The 20,343-nt window shown below is 67.3% G+C and carries 20 protein-coding genes; 4 read left to right on the top strand and 16 right to left on the bottom strand.

From position 1 onward, the window contains the following. Nucleotides 1–19: 19 nt before the first annotated feature. The gene (locus OVA13_RS16075; RefSeq protein ID WP_267791462.1) at nt 20–952 is read left to right on the top strand and encodes a carbohydrate kinase family protein; all 933 of its coding nucleotides are present in this window, start codon (nt 20–22) and stop codon (nt 950–952) included. A 241-nt stretch (nt 953–1,193) separates the two neighbouring features. Then, the gene (locus OVA13_RS16070) at nt 1,194–2,663 is read left to right on the top strand and encodes a GGDEF domain-containing protein (protein ID WP_267791461.1); all 1,470 of its coding nucleotides are present in this window, start codon (nt 1,194–1,196) and stop codon (nt 2,661–2,663) included. A 28-nt stretch (nt 2,664–2,691) separates the two neighbouring features. Here OVA13_RS16070 and OVA13_RS16065 read toward each other — a convergent pair whose 3' ends face one another. From OVA13_RS16065 to OVA13_RS16040, 6 genes are all read right to left on the bottom strand, one after another. Then, nucleotides 2,692–3,420: a hypothetical protein gene (locus OVA13_RS16065; RefSeq protein ID WP_267793553.1), complete on the bottom strand. Its 729-nt coding sequence runs from the start codon at nt 3,418–3,420 to the stop codon at nt 2,692–2,694. A gap of 65 nt (nt 3,421–3,485) precedes the next feature. Beyond that, nucleotides 3,486–4,463, bottom strand: a complete 978-nt coding sequence (locus OVA13_RS16060; RefSeq protein ID WP_267791460.1) for an alpha/beta fold hydrolase — start codon at nt 4,461–4,463, stop codon at nt 3,486–3,488. A gap of 3 nt (nt 4,464–4,466) precedes the next feature. Next, entirely contained in the window at nt 4,467–6,383 is a 1,917-nt protein-coding gene (locus OVA13_RS16055; protein WP_267791459.1) for a M1 family metallopeptidase, read from the bottom strand. Between the two features lie 170 nt (nt 6,384–6,553). Further along, nucleotides 6,554–7,315 carry a bifunctional demethylmenaquinone methyltransferase/2-methoxy-6-polyprenyl-1,4-benzoquinol methylase UbiE gene (ubiE, locus tag OVA13_RS16050; RefSeq protein WP_267791458.1) on the bottom strand — a complete coding sequence of 254 codons (762 nt, stop codon included), beginning with the start codon at nt 7,313–7,315 and terminating at the stop codon, nt 6,554–6,556. Nucleotides 7,316–7,390: 75 nt separating this feature from the next. Continuing rightward, nucleotides 7,391–8,866, bottom strand: a complete 1,476-nt coding sequence (locus OVA13_RS16045; RefSeq protein ID WP_267791457.1) for a metallopeptidase domain-containing protein — start codon at nt 8,864–8,866, stop codon at nt 7,391–7,393. Between the two features lie 337 nt (nt 8,867–9,203). Continuing rightward, nucleotides 9,204–10,769, bottom strand: a complete 1,566-nt coding sequence (locus tag OVA13_RS16040; protein ID WP_267791456.1) for a metallopeptidase domain-containing protein — start codon at nt 10,767–10,769, stop codon at nt 9,204–9,206. Between the two features lie 214 nt (nt 10,770–10,983). Between OVA13_RS16040 and OVA13_RS16035 the strand changes: the two genes are divergently transcribed. After that, a complete protein-coding gene (locus tag OVA13_RS16035; protein WP_267791455.1) occupies nt 10,984–11,439 on the top strand; it encodes a nucleoside deaminase in 456 nt (151 codons plus the stop codon). A gap of 131 nt (nt 11,440–11,570) precedes the next feature. After that, the gene (locus tag OVA13_RS16030) at nt 11,571–12,701 is read left to right on the top strand and encodes a hypothetical protein (RefSeq protein ID WP_267791454.1); all 1,131 of its coding nucleotides are present in this window, start codon (nt 11,571–11,573) and stop codon (nt 12,699–12,701) included. A gap of 9 nt (nt 12,702–12,710) precedes the next feature. Here OVA13_RS16030 and OVA13_RS16025 read toward each other — a convergent pair whose 3' ends face one another. From OVA13_RS16025 to OVA13_RS15980, 10 genes are all read right to left on the bottom strand, one after another. Next, nucleotides 12,711–13,175 (bottom strand): DUF2269 family protein, encoded by a 465-nt coding sequence (locus tag OVA13_RS16025; protein ID WP_267791453.1) that lies wholly within the window; start codon nt 13,173–13,175, stop codon nt 12,711–12,713. A gap of 1 nt (nt 13,176) precedes the next feature. Further along, nucleotides 13,177–14,493, bottom strand: coding sequence for an SDR family oxidoreductase (locus OVA13_RS16020; protein ID WP_267791452.1), 1,317 nt, complete (start codon nt 14,491–14,493; stop codon nt 13,177–13,179). Between the two features lie 41 nt (nt 14,494–14,534). Beyond that, nucleotides 14,535–14,873: a zinc ribbon domain-containing protein YjdM gene (locus tag OVA13_RS16015; protein ID WP_267791451.1), complete on the bottom strand. Its 339-nt coding sequence runs from the start codon at nt 14,871–14,873 to the stop codon at nt 14,535–14,537. Nucleotides 14,874–14,969: 96 nt separating this feature from the next. After that, nucleotides 14,970–16,361 carry an ATP-dependent protease ATPase subunit HslU gene (gene hslU, locus OVA13_RS16010; RefSeq protein ID WP_267791450.1) on the bottom strand — a complete coding sequence of 464 codons (1,392 nt, stop codon included), beginning with the start codon at nt 16,359–16,361 and terminating at the stop codon, nt 14,970–14,972. A gap of 87 nt (nt 16,362–16,448) precedes the next feature. Continuing rightward, entirely contained in the window at nt 16,449–17,000 is a 552-nt protein-coding gene (hslV, locus tag OVA13_RS16005) for an ATP-dependent protease subunit HslV (protein WP_267791449.1), read from the bottom strand. Between the two features lie 205 nt (nt 17,001–17,205). Next, entirely contained in the window at nt 17,206–18,084 is an 879-nt protein-coding gene (gene xerC / locus OVA13_RS16000) for a tyrosine recombinase XerC (RefSeq protein ID WP_267791448.1), read from the bottom strand. A gap of 32 nt (nt 18,085–18,116) precedes the next feature. Beyond that, on the bottom strand, nt 18,117–18,791 hold the full coding sequence (locus OVA13_RS15995) for a DUF484 family protein (protein WP_267791447.1): 675 nt from the start codon (nt 18,789–18,791) through the stop codon (nt 18,117–18,119). Then, nucleotides 18,788–19,618: a diaminopimelate epimerase gene (gene dapF, locus OVA13_RS15990; RefSeq protein WP_267791446.1), complete on the bottom strand. Its 831-nt coding sequence runs from the start codon at nt 19,616–19,618 to the stop codon at nt 18,788–18,790. The genes OVA13_RS15995 and dapF overlap by 4 nt, the downstream gene beginning before the upstream one ends. Before the next feature lie 25 nt (nt 19,619–19,643). Then, nucleotides 19,644–19,886, bottom strand: coding sequence for an LPS translocon maturation chaperone LptM (locus tag OVA13_RS15985; protein WP_267791445.1), 243 nt, complete (start codon nt 19,884–19,886; stop codon nt 19,644–19,646). Between the two features lie 58 nt (nt 19,887–19,944). Next, entirely contained in the window at nt 19,945–20,331 is a 387-nt protein-coding gene (locus OVA13_RS15980; protein ID WP_267791444.1) for a YbaN family protein, read from the bottom strand. Nucleotides 20,332–20,343: the final 12 nt, after the last annotated feature.

The following is a 20,343-nucleotide window of genomic DNA, read 5'->3' as shown; positions in this document are numbered from 1 at the left end:
CTTCCAGCCGAGTCTTCCGATGTCCGCACTGATCTGTGGTTCCCTTGCCTACGACACCATCATGGTGTTCCCGGACCAGTTCAAGAACCACATCCTGCCGGACAAGGTGCACATCCTGAACGTGTCGTTCCTGGTGCCGCGCATGCGCCGCGAGTTCGGTGGCTGCGCGGGCAACATCGCCTACAACCTGCACCTGCTGGGCGGTCACCCGATCCCGATGGGCACGGTGGGACAGGACTTCGGCCCGTACCGGGAGCACTTCGAGTCACTGGGCATCGACCTGTCGCGGGTCAAGGTGATCGACGAGCTGTTCACTCCGCAGGCGTTCATCACCACCGACCACGACAACAACCAGATCACCGCCTTCCACCCGGGCGCGATGATGCGCAGCTACGAGAACCATGCCCGGGACGTGCCCGGAGTGACGCTTGGCCTGGTGGGCCCGGACGGGCGCGAGGGCATGCTCCAGAATGCGGTGGAGTTCCGTGAGATGGGCGTGCCGTTCATCTTCGACCCGGGCCAGGCCATGCCGCTCTTCAATGGCGAGGAACTGCGCAACTTCATCGAACAGGCCGACTACGTCGTCGTCAACGACTACGAATCGAACCTGCTGCAGGAGCGCACCGGCTGGGGTGAGCAGGACATCGTGCAGCGGGTCAAGGCCTACATCACCACCCAGGGCCCCAAGGGGGCACTGGTGCACACGCCGGGGAAGACCTACGACATCCCGCCCGCGCACGAGCGCCGCGTGGTCGACCCGACCGGCTGCGGTGACGCTTTCCGCGCCGGCCTGATCTTCGGCATCGAGAAGGGCTACGACTGGCTGACCATCGGCCGCATGGGCAACCTGATGGGCGCGCTGAAGGTCGAGCATCCGGGCACACAGAACCAGCGCTTCGACTTCGACGAGTTCAACGAACAGTTCAAGCAGCAGTTCGGCTACGCGCTGTAAGCGGAACGCCGGGCGGGCGGCCGGGCCTCCCGCCGTGGCGACGGCGCCGGCATCGCGGGCGCGCCCTGCCTGCTACCGGTACGGACCAGCACGCCGAGGCGGGGCAGTCCACCTGGCTGTTCGACCGGTTGGCCGCATCGCACCCCGCGCCTCCACTCCCGGCGCGAAACTGGCGTAAGGTAGCCATCAGGCAGCGGGGCTGACGCCACGCGCCGCTGATGGGCAGCAACGCAGGGGCAGCATGTACGGGCAGTCGCCGGAATCCAGCGCGCAGGAACACATCGCCGCTGCAGCGCCCGTGCCCGCCCCCCGCCAGCATCTGCTGAACGCCACGCTGGTGGCGGGCGTGGTGCTGGTTGCCTGCGTGCTGGGCATCCTGACCCGCCCCGATCATCAACTGGCCGCGTTCTGGCCAGCCAACGCCCTGCTGCTGGGCCTGCTGGTGCGCCGACCCGCGCTGGCATCGCCGGTCGGCTGGGCGGCAGCCGCGCTGGGCTTCATCGCGGCCGACCTGCTGACCGGCAACAGCCTGCCCACCACCTTGCGACTGACCGCCGCCAACCTGGCCGGGGTGATCGCGGGCTGGCTGGCCTTCCGCCAGATCCGGCGCGAAGACCGGCTGCTGCAGCGCCCCCTGTCGATGCTCTGGGTGCTGCTGGCCTCTGCCGTGGCCGCGGCGGCCGCCACGCTGGTCGGCAGCGTGACCGCCCATCTGCTGGTCCACATGAACCTGGCCAAGGCCGTCGGGATCTGGTTCTCCGCCGAACTGGTCAGCTACGTGGCGATCCTCCCGGTGGTGCTGCTCGCGCCTTCGCCCCGGGCACTGGCCCGCGAGTTCCAGCAATACCTGCTGCGGGTCCGGCGTGTTCCCGGCATGTGGCTGCCCCTCGTGGGGCTGGCCATCGCCATGCTGCTGGGCGTCGTGATCGGTGGACCGGGCGCCATTGCCTTCCCGGTGCCCGCCCTGCTCTGGTGCGCGCTGGCGTACCGGCTGTTCACCACCGCGCTGGTCACCCTGTTGTTGTGCGTCTGGACCCTGATCGCGATCGCCAACGGCATCATCGACCTGGGCCTGCAGGGCGACAGTGCCCTGCCGGTCATTTCACTGCGCATCGGCATGGCGCTGCTGGTGGTGGCGCCGCTGACGGTGGCGGGCGTGAATGCGGCGCGCAACCATCTGCTGGCGGCACTCAACCACGCCGCCGACCATGACTCGCTGACCGGCGCACTGACCCGCAGCGCGTTCCTGCGGCGCGGCCGCCGGCTGCTGCAGGACGTCGCGAGGGAGCAGGCACCGGCCGTCGCCATGATGCTGGACATCGATCACTTCAAGTCGGTCAACGACCGCCACGGGCATGCCGCGGGCGATGCGGTGCTGGTCGCTTTCGTGCAGCGCGCGCGCGGACTGCTGCGCGAGGAAGACATGCTGGGGCGGCTGGGCGGCGAGGAATTCGCGGTGCTGATGCCGGCGACCGGCCTGCATGACGCGACGCTCGTGGCCGAACGCCTGCGCTCGCATGCAAGCCATCTGCTTGCGCTGGAAGATGGACGCGTCCTGGACATCACGGTGAGCGTCGGCGTGACGCTGCAGCAACCGCACGAGGATGACCTTCCGCTTGAGGTCATGCTCAAGCACGCGGATGATGCGCTCTATCGTGCCAAGGCGATGGGACGCAACCGCGTGGTGATGGACCCGCGCCTGAAGGGTTGATCCCTTCGCCGGCGAAGGCCGACGTGCCTCAATCCCAGCCGGGCATCTGGCTGCCGTCCAGCCCACCGGTCTCGAACACCGCCGTGCGCGTGCCGCCGGCCTTGACCGGGAACTCGATCGAAACGACCTTCGTCTTGCGAAGCAGGCGCCACAGCGCCTTGTTGTCGTCGATGAACATCGCGGTGGCCTCATCGGTGTCGGGGCGGTGCGCGGCCATGCGCCTGGGCGGCGCGCCATCGGCCACGACCGTGACGCTGCAGCTCTTGTAACAGGCCCTGGCGAAGTCGCTCGCCTGCAACACCAGATAGCTGCTGCGCTTCCATTCGGGGTGGTCGCGGAACACCAGCTGCACGGGCTTGGCGCCACTGCCATCCACGTCCACCGGCGCTTGGCTGAGGATCGACGCCGACCGCTGCGTGCCGCCCTTGGCTGCAACCTGCGCGTAATCCCACAGGGCCTCCATGCGACGCTGCTCGCGCGCGGACACAGCCTTGGCCTTCACCGCTTCCAGCGCCGGCTCGATCCGGGCGGCAGCGCTGCTCTGCGGGTACTGCGACACCAGCGCCACGCCATGGATGCGGGCCATGTCCCAGTCGCTCGAGGCCACCGCGCTGTCGTACTTCTGCGCCAACGCATCGGCTTCCTGTTCGATGACGGCGGCCTGCGCAGCCGCGGCGGCCTGGCGCTCGGCCTCGCGGTCACCACAGGCGGACAACGCCATAACCGTGGCGGCGACCAGCAGGGTCTGCCTCAGCATCGGATGCTTCGCCAGGGCGGGTTCCAGCAGGGGCTTCATCGGTGCTCGCTTCATCGGGGCTCGCTTCATCGGGGCACTCCTCGCTTGATCAACAGGGCGACCGCGGCCGCCACGTCGTCGGGTCGTTCGATGATGGACATGTGTCCGCATCCATCCAGTGAAACCTGCAGCGCCTGCGGCATCTGCGCCGCGTACAGCGCCATCGCGCTGTGGTCGATCACGCGGTCCTGCCGGCACCAGAGCAACAAGGCGGGCTGGCGGATGGCTGCGGCGGCCTGGCCGGGCAGGAAGCGTTCCTCGCTGCGGCCGATGCGGTCCAGCACCTGCTGCTCGAACGGGGCCTGGCCGATGCGCCAGGCGATCACCGCGCGCGATGCCGGCCACGGAATGGCCGGCTGCACGGCCCTGTCGTGGAAGACGGTGTCCAGATAGCGCTGCAGCGACGCCGCATCACTGACCGCGAAGGGGTTCTTGCCGGCCAGGACCTCGGCACCGAACACGTTGTCGCGGAACCGCACGCCCGCGGCATCCATCAGGCCGACACGCGCGACGAGTTCCGGATGGTCCGCGGCGGTGATCGCCACGATGCCGCCCCCCATCGAATGCCCGAGCAGCACGATGGGGCTGCCATCGCGGCGGATCGCCTGCAGGAACTTCGCAAGCCGCCCCGCCTGGGCGTCGAAGCCATAGTCGGCGCCCGCGATGCGTTGGCTCTCACCCCACCCCGGCAGGTCGGGGATGACCAGCCTGAAGTGTCCGCCCAGCCGTTCGGCCAGTGGATACCAGTTTTCCTTGCTGCCGGTGAAGCCGTGCACCATCACCACGGTGGCCGCATTGGCCTGCTTCGCCTCGCGTTCGTCGTAGGCCCAGCGGTGGTCGTCGACCGTCACCCGCTTCTCCGACAGGCCGATCCACCACCCCTGCACCGCGAACGACACGCGCACCGGCAGCATCGGGTCGCGCCAGAGCATGATCGCCAGCACGCAGACAAGAACGGCCGCCCCCAGGGCGACCGTCTTCTTGCGGATGAACCGGGGTGGCATGGATTACCTGGCCGCCGGCGCCGACTTGGCCAGCAAGGCCTCGACCGAAGCGGTGGTGATCGGATGGTAGCCCGGACGCGCACGCGCGAAGGATTCCTGCGCGAACGCCAGGCCATCGGGCGTCTTCACCAGTTCCTCGTAGATCGGCATGATCAGCTTGCGGCGACCGACGCGCTCGATGAACGCCGCGATCGCCGGCCGTGCCTCCACGTAACCGCTGCGTACCGTCAGCGGATACCAGCGCATCGCGATCTCGCCATTGGCGGTACCGGTGAACTGGTAGGCCTTGTCCAGTTGCGCCAGCTGTTCGACGGTCAGCGTGTCGCCCATGCCTTCCAGGAAGTGCACCCACTGCTGGGTCACCCATTCGCCGGTGACCTGCGGGTTGGGCAGCTGGCCGCTGCCCATCCAGGCGATGCGCGCGGTGTCGGTGCTGGAGAAGCCGCGCGACTGCACCTGCGGCGCACCGGCCGGAATGCCCGGGCCGTAGACCCAGGCCTGGATCTCGGCCTCGGTGACCAGGTCGGGATGCTTGTCGAACAGGTTCTTCTTCGCGTAGTCGAGGAAGGTCTCGGTGGTGATGCTCTGGAAGGCGAAGTGGTCGAAATAGCCACGCAGGAAAGCGTCGAACTCCTGCCGGCCGAAACGCTCCTCGAGCATCTGCAGGAACCAGGCGCCCTTGTCGTAGGACACGGCGCTGAGCGCGTCGTCGGCATCCAGCTTCGTGCCCGGCTTCACCGCCAGTGCCTGGGTGGCCTCGGGCATCGTGCCGATTTCCTTCTTCAGGCCGTTGCGCGCGATGGCGTATTCCATGCTGGCCTGTTCCTTGCCATACAGGGATTCGACGATGCGGTTCTCCACGTAGCTGGTGAAGCCCTCGTTCAACCAGCCGTGCTTGGCGCTGGAGAACGTCACCAGGTTGCCCGACCAGCTGTGCGCAAGCTCATGCGCGATCAGCGACACCAGCGACTTGTCGCCGACGATCACGGTGGGCGTGATGAAGCTCAGGCGCGGGTTCTCCATGCCGCCGAACGGGAACGACGGCGGCAGCACCAGCATGTCGTAGCGGTCCCAGCGGTAGGGGCCGTACAGCTGTTCGGTGGTGGCGATCATCTTCTCGGTGTCTTCGAATTCCTTGGTGGCCTTGTCGACCATCGCCGGCTCGGCCCACACGCCGCTGCGCGCGGAGATCGGCTTGAACACCAGGTCGCCGGCGGCGATCGCCATCAGGTACGACGGGATCTTCTGCGGCATCTTGAACGTGTAGTCGCCATCGCGCGCGGCAGTCGGATCGTTGTCGGCGCTCATCAGCACCATCACGTCCGGGCGCGAGGTCACGTGCGCGCTGTAGGTGTAGCGCACCTGCGGTGTGTCCTGCAGCGGCACCCAGCTGCGCGCGTGGATCTGCTGCGACTGGCTGAACATGAAGGGCAGCTGCTTGCCTTCGGTCATCTCCGGCGTCAGCCACTGCAGGCCCGAGGCCTCCGGCGAGCTCTTGTAGGTGACCTTGACCTTGGCGTTGCGTGCCGGCGTCTCGATGGTCAGCTTGCTGCCCAGCACCGGATCCTTGGCGGCCAGCGCGTACTGCAGCGGCGCCCAGGCGTTGTTCGCCTCGCCTTCGACCTTGTCGATGGTCAGGTCGCGCGTATCCAGCACCAGCTGGGTGGCGGCCTTGTCCTTCCAGTCCAGGGTGTAGGTGGCGGAGCCACCGATCGTCCTGGTGTCGAAGTCGACGGCGATGTCCAGCGCCAGGTCGGTGATGACGACCTTCTGCGGCTCGGCGTAGGAGTGTTCGTCCTGGTCCACGACCTTGGCGACAGCGGGTTTCTTGGGCGTGGCCACGGCAGTGGTCTCGGGTTCCTTGGAACAACCTGCGGCCAGGACGGCGGCGCAGGACAGCAGCAAAGCCAGTGAACGCATCAGGGACTTCCAGCGATCGGGGGAAGCCGCAAGTTTACCGCGCCGCGCTGGTGTTGCCCTTGTCAGGGCCCACAAACGCGCTACCACACGCCCGGCGACACTGAACCGCCGGACGCCGGCTCCTGGTAGAGCGCGTCCGGGGCCGAAGCAGCCTTACCAGGGACGCGCGCTCAGACCTTGTAGCCGGTATGGATGGCCACGATGCCGGCGGACAGGTTCTTGTAGCTGGTCCGGGCGAAGCCGGCCTCGTCCATCATGCCCTTCAGGGCGTCCTGCGGCGGATGCTTGCGGATGCTTTCGGCGAGGTACTGGTAGCTGCCGGCGTCCTGCGCGAACAGCTGCCCCAGCTTCGGCAGCACCTTGAACGAGTGGAAGTCGTAGACGGGCTTGAACCAGTCCACGGTCACCTCGGAGAACTCCAGCACGCGCGCCTGCCCGCCGACCTTCAGTACGCGGTACATCTCGCGCAGCCCGGCTTCCTTGTCGGTGACGTTGCGCAGCCCGAAGGCGATGGTGACCAGGTCGAAGCTGGCGTCGGGGAACGGCAGCGCCTCGGCGTTGCACTGCACATATTCCAGGCCCTGCACCACGCCGCGGTCGGTCATGCGGTCGCGGCCCACGGTCAGCATGCCGGCGTTGATGTCGCCCAGCACGATCTGCCCGGTGTCGCCCACGCGATCCTTCAGCAGCGCCGCGATGTCGCCGGTGCCACCCGCCAGGTCCAGCACGCGGTCGCCGCGCTTCACCTGGCAGGTACTGACGAAGTAACGCTTCCAGACCCGGTGGATACCCAGGCTCATCAGGTCGTTCATCAGGTCGTACTTGCCGGCCACCGAGGTGAACACCTCGCCCACCAGCTTCTGCTTGTCCTTGGCCGCCACGTCGCGGAAGCCGAAGTGGGTGGTGCCGTTCTTGTAGGGGGATTCGCTCATGGCCCGATTATCGCATTCCCGGCTGCGCGGGGTCCCGCCTGGGCTTCACGCCGTCAGGACTGACGGCCCACGCGACTAGAGCACGTCGCACAACGCCAGCAGGCGCACCAGCCCGGGCTTGCCAGCACAGCGGCTGTGCAACGCCTGCCTGCGCGGCGTCACGGTGGCGGGCGTCGCCACGGCGGGTGGCCGGGAAGAGGCGGTGACCGGGGATGGCTTCACCAGCACCTGCGAAGGCGAACTCATCGACCGCGGGCGCGGCCCCACCCGCACCACGAAGCCCTCGGCGGTGGCCGATACCACCTGCACCCAGTGGAAGTCGTCCGGAGTGCTCCAGGTCTCGCCCACCTTCAGCATGGAGCCCTCGTTGCCGGATACGTCCGCCGCCGGCACATCGGTATCCACGCTGTAGGCGATCCCGTAGTTCTCCAGCTTGTGGATGATCACCGCGTCGCCGGCCAGGCGGGCCTCGTAGGTGCCGGTGCGGCGGCGCGCCTCCAGCGTGTAGATCACGGTCCTGTATGGGTCGGGCTGCGCCGGCATCGCCAGCACCACCAGCTGCACATGGGCGGACCCTTCCACGCTGCCCGCATCAAGCGTCAGCAGGAGGCTCTGCTGGTTGCCCGCCGGCACGGTCAGCCTGCGCGCGGCGTCCACCCAGCCCAGCCGTTCGCGCTGGTACATGCTCAGGTGCTTGGGCAAGATGCCATAGGTGGCGTCAGTGGCGGCGTAGCGCCACGCATCGCTCAGCAGGTCCCACGGGTTGTCGTAGGTATCACCGTCGCCATCCGCGTTGTCCGAATGCGGCAGGCCATAGCCATGCCCCATCTCGTGCGCCAGCGGTGACAGGTTGTTGAAGGACCACGGTGGATTCCAGGTCACGCGGGTGCATATGTAGGTTCCATCCAGCGTGGTGCAGGCACCGCCGCCCCATGCATAGCCGTCCAGTTCGCCGTTGAACATCAGGTTGACGCCCTGCACGCCCGAGAAATCCACTTCCGCATCGGCCGCGGCGGCGCAATCGGCGAACAGCCGCGACAACTCGGCCTTGTTCTTGCCGTTCACCATCTTCACGTACTCCGCGCGCGGCGACGGCAGGCTGTACCAGCCGTGGGCGGCGCTGCCGGCCAGGTTCACCTTGCCGTAGGACACCTGGGACCAGTAATGCCCCAGCTGTCCCGGGGCATTGCCGTATTGCGCATGGAAGTAATCGCGCGGCTTGTGCTCGGTGGCGATGTCGCTGAACTTGCACATCAGCGTGACCCAGCGCGTGCTGCCCAGCACCGGTGCCGCCGCCATGACGCGGCCATCGGTGCCCACCACGGACGCTTTCGGGGCAAGACGGTCGGCCGGCACGATGGCCGTGACCGCCTGCGCGGACGACATGACGCGTCCGGGCGAGGAAAGCGAAACGGCGACACGACGATTGGCCAGCGCATACAGGTCGCCGGCGGCGCGGCGTGCCTGCGTGGCATCCAGTTCATGCCGCTGCTGCGGCCCCTGGTCGAGGAATACACGTAGCTGCGGTGCGAGGCGCGACCTGCCCGGCAACGCGCGCGGCGGATCGCCCCATTGCAGTTGCAGGGTTGCAGGGTTCCCTGTACCACCGTCTCCGTCTGCGCGAGCGCAGGCGTAGCGCTCAGTCCGCCCGCCAAGGCCAGCGCGAGGCCTGCCATCCATGAACGAAGACGTGCATCCCCCATGCGTACCGATCGCTGCTGTTGCACGTACGACTCCACGCCTGCCTTGCGTGCACCGACATGGCAACGCCTCCAAGGGGTGTCGGCCGGCGTCGCCTTCGGCTTGAGTCTTTCTTTCCGGAGTGGCCGCCTTGGCATCCAGGAGTGCGATGCAGTTCCCGTTTCCGTGCCGCATGCGAGCAGCGGCTTCAGCGGAGGATGCAGCTCGCGATCCACGCCCGTAGCCCACGCGCCTGCCGGCACCTGTCCACGGCCACCGCGGGTGCCGGCGCGGCCATCGGGCGCACACCGGCAACCGTGGATGCCGCGGCGGTGCCGGGCTTCACCAGGGGAGGCAGCGGACTGCTCATCACCCGGGGCGGCGCCCCGGGACCCACCGTCAGGCGGAATCCCGTGGCGGTCACTGCGTCCACCCGGATCGCATGCGACCCGTCCGGCGTGACCCAGCGCTCTCCTACCTTGAACATCGATCCTTCGTTGTTCGATGTGTTTGCCGCCGGCGTATCCGCATCGATGCTGTAGGCGGTGCCGGAGCGCTCCAGCTTGTGCAGGATCACCGCGGTGCCGGCCAGCGCGCCTTCGTAAGCCCCTTCGGGCTTGCGCGCTTCCAGCGTGTACACCACGGTGGCATAGGGATCAGGCTGGGGCGACAGCGAGAGCACCAGCATCTGCGTATTGACCGAGCCCGGCAGGTGCGCGAAATCCAGGTCGACCTGTCGCGTCGCCGTATTGCCGTACGGGATGACCAGCTGGCGCGCGGCATTCACCCAGCTCAGGCGATGGCGCTGGAAGATGTTGATGTGCTTGGGTCGCGCGCCATAGGTAGCGTCGCGCACGGCGTTGCTCCAGCCATCGCTCATCACGTCCCACGGGTTGTCGTAGGTGTCGTCGTCGCCATCGGAATTGTTCGAGTGCGGCAGCCCGTAGCCGTGCCCCATCTCGTGCGCCAGCGGCGCCAGGTTGTTGAAGGACCACGGCGGATTCCAGGTGACGCGCGTGCAGAAGTTGGTCCTGCCCTCCAGCGGCGCGCAGCTGCTGCCGCCCCAGGCAAAGCCATCCAGGTCGCCGTTGAACATCATGTTGACGCCCTGCACGCTGCCGAAATCGACCGTCGCATCCGCCGCCGCGCCGCAATCGGCGAACAGCTTCTTCAGGTCTGCCTTGTCCTTGCCGTTCTCCTGGGTGACGTAATAGCTGCGAGGTTGCGGCAGGGTGAACCAGCCATAGGCGCTGCTGCCCGACAGGTCGATCTTGCCGTACGACACTTCGCGCCAGTAATGCCCCAGCTGGCCGACGGCTTCCCCGTACTGCGACTGGAAGAACGCCAGAGCTTTCTGTTCCGTGGCGATGTCGCCGAACTTGCACATCAGCGTCACCCAGCGGGTGTTGCCACTGACGGGCGCGGAGGCCATCACGCGACCGCTGGCCGCCATCGCCGGCGCACCCTGCACCACGCGGTCGGCCGGCACGATCGCTTTGATCGCCGGCGCGGCCGACATCACCCGGCCTGGCGCGTCGAACGACACCGCCACCCGCCGGTTGGCCAGCGCATACAGGTCACCCGCCGCCAGCCGCGCCTGCGCGGGATCCAGCACGATGCGGGTACCGTCATCCTTCACCAGGTGCGCGTTGAAACGCGGCGACAACCGCGGCTGGCCTGGCGACACGCGCGGCGGATCACCCCATTCCAGCTGCAGCAGGCCCTGTTCGATGGTCTGCGCATGCGCACCATCGATGCCCGCGACTCCCCACATTGCCCATGCGACGATCGCCAACACACACCGCGCCGCTGCGCCCTTTTCCATCCTCATGCTCCCCTGAAGCTCCATCGGTTGCCGGCACGCACGGCGTGCCACAGGTGTCTTCTAGTGGGTACGCGCACGACGCGCCGTGAGTGGCATCACACTCGATGATGTGTGATGCTGATTTCCTTGAGCAGCGTCACGCTGCGCATCTTCGAAGAAGCCCATGAGCGATCGCCCCGACTACCGTGCACTCCTCGAAACCGCCATCGCCGAAGCCCGGAAGGGGCTGGCCGAAGGCGGCATTCCCATCGGCGCGGCGCTCTACCATCAGGACGGTCGCCTGCTCGGCTGCGGCCACAACCGTCGCGTGCAGGAAGGGGATCCGTCCGTGCATGGCGAGACCGATGCCTTCCGCAAGGCCGGCCGCCAGCGTCGTTACCGCGACACCATCATGGTCACCACGCTGGCCCCCTGCTGGTACTGCAGCGGCCTGGTGCGCCAGTTCAACATCGGCACCGTGGTGGTCGGCGAATCGGTGACGTTCCAGGGCGGCATCGACTGGCTGCGCGAGTCCGGCGTCGATGTCATCGACATGCAGAGCGAGGAATGCATCACGATGCTCGGCGACTACATCCGCGCCAATCCCGAGGTGTGGAACGAGGACATCGGCGAGGATTGACCTGCCTCTGTCACCACCCTTACTTTGAAAGGACTCTCATGACGCGCTTCCCTGCCCTCCTCGGCGCGCTCCTCGCCATTTTTCTTGTATTTCTGCCCGGCGCGGTGTGTGCCCAGGATGAGAGCAAGGACGTGAAGGTGCTCGTGGTATTCCCGGAGACCCCCACGCCGTCGAAGGTGTACTTCGCAACCGATGGCGAGTTCAGCCGCGGACTGCTGATCCCCTTCGCTGCCATCGCCAACAGCGCCAACCTCCGCAAGCGCAGCGACACGCTGGGTGCGCAGCTCGACGCCACGCTGGCGGGTTACGACCGCTACGCGGTCCTCGAAGAAGCCTTGCGCAAGAGTTTCGGCCAGCGCTCGCCGATGTTCACGGTCGAAGCCACCACCGATGCTGCCCGCTTCCTGCCCGGCGAACAGTTGGGGACGGCCGCCGCACAGGCGGGCTACCGGTATGTCATCACCATCGAAGAGGTATTTAGCGGCCTGTCGATGCTCAACCTGATGGCGACCCGGAGCGATGACGTTGCGCCGATGGTGAACATCCGCTATCGCGTGTACGAGGCCAACAGTCGCAAACAGTTGTTGAAGGGCATGGCGGCGCAGAACGGGATGACCAAGAAGCACATCGCCCAGGCTCCCGGGGACCGTGCGCTGTTCGTGGATGCCTATCCGCAGATCGCCCAGGGAATCGCGACGCAGCTCGTGGGCAATCTTTTCCGCACCGATACGCTGCACGCCATGGCGACCTCGATCGGCCGCGGCGGTGAAGTGCCCAACGTATCCACGATACTCAAGCAGAACGAGGATCGCTTCACTTACACCTTCAAGCCTGTCGATGGCTGGAAGCAGACGAAGATGAACTCCCGTTACGCCAGCGTCCTCGAGCCCCGCACCGACCTGCGCTACCGCATGGGCATGAGGTTCGAGATCGACCTGCTGGTGCAGGAGTTCGGTCAACCCGTGGACAACCTGGATGATTACCTGCCGCCATTCCTGGAGCGCCTGGGCGATACGGGCGTGGACGTGACGACCTTCGCGCCCTTCGAAGACATCCAGGCACCCGGCTACCGGGTCTATTCACACGCCATGGGTGACAAGGGCGGCCGCAACGTGGTGATGATGCGGATGCTGGACAAGGACATGCTGGAAGTGGTGACCGTGGTGATGACCGAAGACTTCGACACCCTGTACGCGCAGCACCGGACCGCCATTGAGCAGAACCTTGCTGCCACCCGGCTCAAGGTGGCAACTGCGCGCTGAGAGGCGCCATCAGCCCGGCTTCATCACCATCAGCCAGAAGATCGCGATCACGCTGATGAAGGCTGGCCATCCGAGCCAGAACCACCAGCGCATGGCACGGTAGTAGGCCGGTGGCAGCGGCTGCGCTGTCGCCACGGCCTGCACGGCCAGGTCACGTGCACGGATCTGCAGCCACAGCACCGGCAGCCAGCACGCACCGACCACGAAGAACAGCAGCAGCGCCGACTTCAACCAGAAGACATCCAGCGGCAGGCCGAGCAGGTGCGTCAGCCAAAGTCCGGTGCCCAGTTGCATCGCGACGGCTGGCGCGGTGAAGCAGGTGTCAGCGATGACCACGGTGCGCGCGGTCGACGCGATCACGCGTGCATCGCCGCGCAGGTGCGCCAGCCACATGAAGAACGCGATGCCCAGCCCGGTGCCGAACAACAGCGTGGAAGCCAGGATGTGGACCCACTTCACCCACAGGTACGTCATCTCAGCGTCGATCCGCCAGGACCCACAGCACCGCCAGCGCTGGCAGCAACACCAGGTTCTTCGCCAGTCCGCCCAGCGGATCCCACCACAGCGATGGCACCATACCGCCGAGCACCAGCGTGTACGCCAACAGCAGAACCACCATTGCCCCGACAGCAGCGCGGGGTTGCCAGCCACAGGCCAGCCACAGGCCGAGCACGAGATCAGCCCCGCCACCCGCGCGCGCCAGCATCACCGGATCCCAGGTCACCAGCGGCGTGCCACTCGCCAAACGCAGGATGTCATCCGCTGGCGTCATGAAACCGGCCAGCGCCGACAGTAGCCACAGTGCCACCACGGCCCAATGCAGAACGGGTGCGAGGAAGTAGAGCTGCGCCTGCCAACGGTCCTGCACCTGGCTGGGTGCCTGCTGCAATGCTTCGGCAAGCGCCTGCGGCCGCAGGCCGAAGTCGGCATGCAGGCGATCGGCGGCATCCGTCGCGGTCGTGTTGCCACGTTGCAGCATGCGCCACATTGTCCGCCCTACCGGTCCACGGCCCAGCGCTTCCATCACTGCCACCGCGAACGAAACCAAGCTTGCCGGTACCGCCACCACGCGATCACCGGGAATGCGGAGCCAGCGCCGCCACTGCCGTTGGTACTCGCGAAGTGTCATCGGGACTGGACCGCCGACCTCGTAGATGCCGGTCGTGGTGCTGGCCGCGGCACGCGCCACCAGTTCGCCTAGATCTTCCGCCGCGACGGGCTGCACTTGCCATCGGCCCTCGCCGGGCAGCCATTGCGCGCCGGGTAAGCCCGCCAGTGCGCGCAGCAGTGACGTGCCGCCGTAGGAACCGCTGACGGAGTAGACGACCGAAGGACGCAGCACGACGGAGGACACCGCGACATCGCAAAGTTGTTCGTCGAAGCGATGCTTGGAGGCGATGAAGGGTCCGTCCTCGGGCAGGCCAAGCGCGGAGACCTGCACGAAACGCGCCACGCCCCGGGTCGCGCAAGCCTGCGCCAATGCGAGCGGCGCTGCGACGTGCACCGCTTCGAATGTCTGTCCTTCCTGCTCGCGCAGGATGCCCGCTGCATTCACCACCGCATCGACGCCATCCAGCAGCGGCACCCAATCCTCCGGAAGCAGCATCGTCTTCAGATCACAGGCGCGCTCATCGGCCGCAAGCTGGCGCTCCTTCGCTCGCACCGCACGCAACACGTGCCAGCCATGGCGGCGGAGCGCCGCGACCAGATAGCCGCCGACGAAGCCAGCGCCCCCCACCACCAGCACCGTTCGTGCGTCGCCCACCGGTGAGTTTTGCAAAGGGATTTCCATGCGGTCGTTCCTTGTCCGTGGAGGGGATGGGAAACGCAGGCCTATGCTTTCCGGACGAACTCCGACTTGAGCTTCATCGCGCCGATGCCGTCGATCCTGCAGTCGATGTCGTGGTCGCCGTCGACCAGCCGGATGTTCTTCACCTTGGTACCGACCTTCACCACCAGCGAAGACCCCTTGACCTTCAGGTCCTTGATGACGGTGACGGTGTCGCCGTCCTGCAGCAGGTTGCCGTTCGAATCCCTGATGACGCGTGCGTCATCGCCGGCCACCGCTGGCTCGGCCGACCATTCGTGGCCGCACTCGGGGCAGACGAACTGCGCGCCGTCCTCGTAGGTGTAGGCGGAGGCGCATTGCGGGCAGGGGGGCAGCATGCTCATGGAAGCGAAGGCGAGGTGCGGGATATGGTGCGATTGTAGCCGACGCGTCCCCATCGCCCGGAAACGAAGAACCCGCCTTGCGGCGGGCTCCACGGGTTACAGGATGTAGCGGCTGAGGTCGGGGTCCTGCACCAGTTCGCCCAGGTGCGTGTCGACGTAGGCCCGGTCGATGCTGAGGCGCTGGCCATCGCGGTCCGGCGCTTCGTAGCTCAACGTGTCGAGCAGGCGCTCCAGCACGGTGTGCAGGCGACGCGCACCGATGTTCTCCTGCCGCTCGTTGACCTGGGCGGCGATCGCGGCGAGGCGTTCGACCGCATCCGCGGTGAAGGCCAGTTCCACGCCTTCGGTCTTCATCAGGGCTTCGTACTGCTTGACCAGCGCGGCGCGCGGCTCGGTGAGGATGCGGATGAAATCCTCCTTGCTCAGCGCCGACAGCTCCACGCGGATCGGGAAGCGGCCCTGCAGTTCCGGGATCAGGTCACTGGGCTTGGCCAGGTGGAACGCACCGGAGGCGATGAACAGGATGTGGTCGGTCTTCACCGTGCCGTACTTGGTGGACACGTTGCTGCCTTCCACCAGCGGCAGCAGGTCGCGCTGCACGCCTTCACGCGAGACGTCGCCACCGCCGATGTTGTCGCCGCGCTTGGCGACCTTGTCGATCTCGTCGATGAAGACGATGCCGTGCTGTTCGCAGGCCTCGATCGCCGCCGCGCGGATGTCGTCCTCGTTGACCAGCTTGGCGGCCTCTTCCTCGATCAGCTGCGGGCGCGCTGCCTTGATGGTCACGGTGCGCTTGTGGGTCTTGCCGCCGCCGAGATTGGAGAACATCTGCCGCAGCTGCTGGCCCATCTCTTCCATGCCGGGCGGCGTCATGATGTCCACGCCGACATTGGCGGCCAGTTCGAGCTCGATCTCGCGCTCGTCCAGCTCGCCCTTGCGCAGCTGCCGGCGCAGCTTCTGCCGCGTCTCGGATTCCTGCGAAGAGGGATCGGCGCCGATATCGACCGTGGTCGACGCGCTGCCGAAGCCGAAGCCGCCGCCCGATGCCTCGCGGCGCGGCAGCAGCGCATCCACGATGCGGTCCTCGGCACGCTCTTCCGCCTGCGTGCGCACGCGCACCTTGGCCTGCTCGCGATACATCTTCACGGCCGTGTCGGCCAGGTCACGGACGATCTGCTCGACGTCCTTGCCGACATAGCCGACCTCGGTGAAGCGCGTGGCCTCCACCTTCACGAACGGCGCGTTGGCCAGCGTGGCCAGGCGGCGCGCGATCTCGGTCTTGCCCACGCCGGTCGGGCCGATCAGCAGGATGTTCTTCGGCATGACTTCGTTGCGCAGGTCCTCGTCCAGCTGCATGCGGCGCCAGCGGTTGCGCAGCGCGATGGCGACCGCGCGCTTGGCGGCCTGCTGGCCGACGATGTGGCGATCGAGCTCCTGCACGATCTCGCGCGGGGTCATGGAAGACGATGTGGGGCTGTGCTTGCTCATGGGATGGGGATTCGTTGGGAGTGGCGTTGATGGCTGGGGAAGGCTCGGCCGGGTTGCGCTACGCGCATCAGCCGTCGCGGATCACCCTCAGAGCTCTTCGACCACCACGTTGCGGTTGGTGTAGATGCAGATGTCGCCGGCGATGTTGAGCGCTTCGACGGCGATGGATTTCGCATCCATCGCGGTGTGCGCCAGCAGCGCACGCGCCGCGGAGAGCGCATAGGAGCCGCCGGAGCCGATGGCGATGATGCCGTCCTCGGGTTCGATGACGTCGCCGGTGCCGCTGATGATCAGCGAGGTCTCCCGGTCGGCGACCGCGAGCAGCGCCTCCAGCTTGCCCAGACGGCGCTCGGTGCGCCAATCCTTGGCCAGCTCCACGGCGGCGCGCTGCAGCTGGCCGTGCTTTTCCAGCTTGGCTTCGAACAGCTCGAACAGGGTGAACGCATCGGCCGCCGCGCCCGCGAATCCCGCCAGCACCTGGCCATCGCGGCCGAGCCGGCGCACCTTGCGCGCGTTGCCCTTCATCACGGTGTGGCCCAGGGTCACCTGGCCATCGCCGGCAACGGCGACATGGCCGTCGCGGCGCACGGAAATGATGGTGGTGGCGTGGAAAACGTTGGGATTCTGGCTGGGGTCCATGGGGCCTCCGGGGTGTTCCTCAGAGGTGGGGACGCCGATTCACGGTTCAAGCATGACTTTCGGCTTGACTGGCTCGCCGTAGGATCGACGTGAGTCGCGACCGCACGTCCGCATAAACAGGATGGCCACATCAGGTGTGACCTTGCGGTGGGTGCCCGGTGGCTAGGGGATCCCGGTCGCGACTCACGTCGCTCCTACAGGCGGCTCAGCGTTTGCGCTTCGCTCTGGGATGCGCCGCGTCGTACACCTTCGCCAGGTGCTGGAAATCCAGATGGGTGTAGATCTGCGTGGTGGCGATGTCGGCATGGCCGAGCAGTTCCTGCACACCGCGCAGGTCGCCGGAGGACTCCAGGATATGGCTGGCGAAACTGTGCCGCAGCATGTGCGGATGCACGTGCTTGAACAGCCCCTGCCGCTGCGCCAGCTGCTTCAACCGTATCTGCACCGCGCGCTGCGACAATGCACCTTCACCCCGTCCCGGGAACACGAACGCTTCGTTGCCCGCGGGGCGTTCCTGTCGCCAGGCCTGCAACGCATTGCGTGCATGCGAGCCCACCGGCACCTTGCGCTCCTTGTTGCCCTTGCCCAGCACGGTGACGAAGCCGCTGGCCAGGTCCAGGTCCCGCCAGCGCAGCGCGCACAGTTCGCTGAGGCGGAGACCGGAGGAATAGAACAGTTCCAACAGTGCGCGGTCACGCAGGCCCAGCGGTGCGTCGGTCGGCACTTCGACCAGCCTGACCGCCTCGTCGGCGTCCAGTACCTGGGGCAACTTGCGCGGCGCCTTGGGCGCGCGCAGCACGGCGGCGGGACTGGCGGTGATCCTGCCATGCTTGAGCAGCCACTGGTAGAAACTGCGGCACGCGGACAGCCGCCGCTGCAGGCTCTTCGGCGACAGGCCACGACGATGTTCGCTGGCCACGAAGCTGCGCAGCTGCTCGGCCTGCACATCGGCCAGGTCGGCGATCTCCTGCGCATCGGCCCACGCCGACAACGCGGTCAGGTCGCGACGATACGCATCCAGCGTATGCGCCGACACGCGGCGCTCCACTTCAAGATAGGCGAGGAAGTCATCGACGGCCTGCATGCGGGCGATCCGTCATCGCGGCCGGCATGCCGTCAGGCATCGAACCGCTTCAGGGCTGTCACCAGCGCATCACCCACCATGCGCAGGAACAGCGTGCCCATGCCCGGATAGAAGCGGTTGCCGTCCCGGCTGCCCACGGCCACCAGGCCCACGCCCGGCAACGGCAACAAGGCGGTGGAGGCGATCTCGTCGGCGCGCGCGCCATAGAGCAGTGCGTTCTTTTCCGGCTGCAGGCGGCCGCAGATGGGTTCGCCATCGCGCAGGCAGTCGCGGAACGAGGCCAGGTGCGGGCTGTCCGGCGCGACGTACTGCAGCCACTCGCCTTCTTCCAGGCCTAGCACCGGGGCCAGCATCACGATGCTGACGCGGTCGCCGTTGAAATCCTCGGCCAGCGACGCCGCCATCGCGCGCAGCGTGTCGGCCGCACTGTCCTGCTTCATCAGGGCCAGCGCCAACTGGTGCGTGCGCACGGCCAGGCGTTCGTTCTCCTGGGCGTTGGCGAACAGGTCATTGAGGCGCTTGGACAGTTCGCGGTTCTTGTCCCGCAGGACGTCCAGCTGGTAGCTGGCGAGCGAGGCGGTGGGGCCTTCGTCGCGTGGCACCACCAGGCTCAGCGCCAGGTCGGGGAACTGCTTCAGGAACGTGGGATGGCGGCGCAGCCAGGCGGCGATCTCGTGGGCGCCCGTTTTTTCCAGTGTCTCGCTCATGCCTTCCATTCCCCTTCGAATACGAATGCCGCCGGCCCGGCCATGATGACCTGCGCGCGATCATCCGGCCAGCGGATATGCAGGTCGCCGCCCGGCAGCGAAATGACCACGTCGCGGTCGATGCGGCCGCGCCGGATGAGCACCGCCGCCGCGGCGCACGCGCCACTGCCGCAGGCCAGTGTTTCGCCGACCCCGCGCTCGAACACCCGCAGGCGCACGTGCCCGCGCGACAGCACCTCGGCGAAGCCGATGTTGGCCGACTGCGGGAAGTGCGGCGACTGCTGCAGCAGCGTGCCGTAGTGGGCGACCGGTGCGTTGGCGACCGACGGCATCTCGATGACCGCATGCGGATTGCCCATCGACACGGCACCGAAGCGCAGGCGCACGCCTTCATCGACATCGGCTTCGTACTCGTCCTGCGCATGGGCGAAACCCTGCAGCGGGATGCTCGCCGGCGTGAACTCGGGAACCCCCATCGCGATGGCGTAACGGTCCTCGCCCAGGCGCGCAACCTCATGCGTCGCCAGCGGGCTGTCCACCCGGAACGCATCGCCCGTGGCCGCGCCATCGCGCACCAGCCACGCAGCCACGCAGCGCGCGCCGTTGCCGCACTGCTGCGACTGCGACCCGTCGGAATTCCAGATGCGATAGGCCGCCACCGACTGCGCATCGCGCGGCGGCTCGATGGTCAGGATCTGGTCGCAACCCACGCCGAAATGACGGTCCGCCAGCCGTGCGGCCAAGGCCGCGTCAGGCGGGCGACGCCCATCGCGCAGGTCCAGCACGACGAAGTCGTTGCCGGCGCCCTGCATCTTGGTGAAACGCATCGGGGTGGCCCTCGTTGCGGTGGCGTCAGCCATTCCCGGTGCTGGACGGCACCGTGGCCGGATCAATCGGCGGCTCGGCCGGGAGCGGTGCGTCGACGGGAGCGGTGCCGTCGGTGGCAGGCTCCGGCGTTTCCGGCGCGGCGGGCTCGATTGGCGCGGCCTGCGCTTCGACCGGCTTTTCCGGCAGGAACAACGGCCCCTTGGCACCGCAGGCGGAGAGGACCGCCATCAGGGCGGCGGCAGTAAGAAGGCGTGCGTTCTGGCTCATGGCGGCAGTATAGCCAGACCGCGATGAACACGAACGGCCGCGGCCTTGTGGGTGGCGTTCAACGCCGAGGTTCGGGACGGGACCAGAGCCAGAGGGCCACCAGGGTCATGCAGGCAATGGGCAGGGCCGCCATCCACCAGCGATGCGAGCCTGTCCACACCATGATCCCCAGCAGCACGGCGGCGCAGAACAGCATGGTCCATGTGGCGGCCCACTTGCCGCGACGCGACACCGCGCCGTTGCGCTGCCAGTCCTGGATCGCCGGCCCGAAGCGGGGATGCGTCATCAGATAACGATGCAGGCGCTCGGAACCACGCGAGGCGGCGAAGGCCGCCACCAGGATGAAGACGGTGGTCGGCAATCCCGGCACGAACACGCCCACGATGCCGATCCCGAGGCTGACGTAGGCGAGCAGCCACCACGCCCAGCGGAAGCGGCTGCGCATCGGCGGCGGCGG

It is taken from the genome of Pseudoxanthomonas sp. SL93 (assembly GCF_026625825.1).
Taxonomy (GTDB): domain Bacteria; phylum Pseudomonadota; class Gammaproteobacteria; order Xanthomonadales; family Xanthomonadaceae; genus Pseudoxanthomonas_A.
Note: the sequence above shows the minus strand (reverse complement) of the source record. Positions and strands in the feature narration are given on the sequence as shown.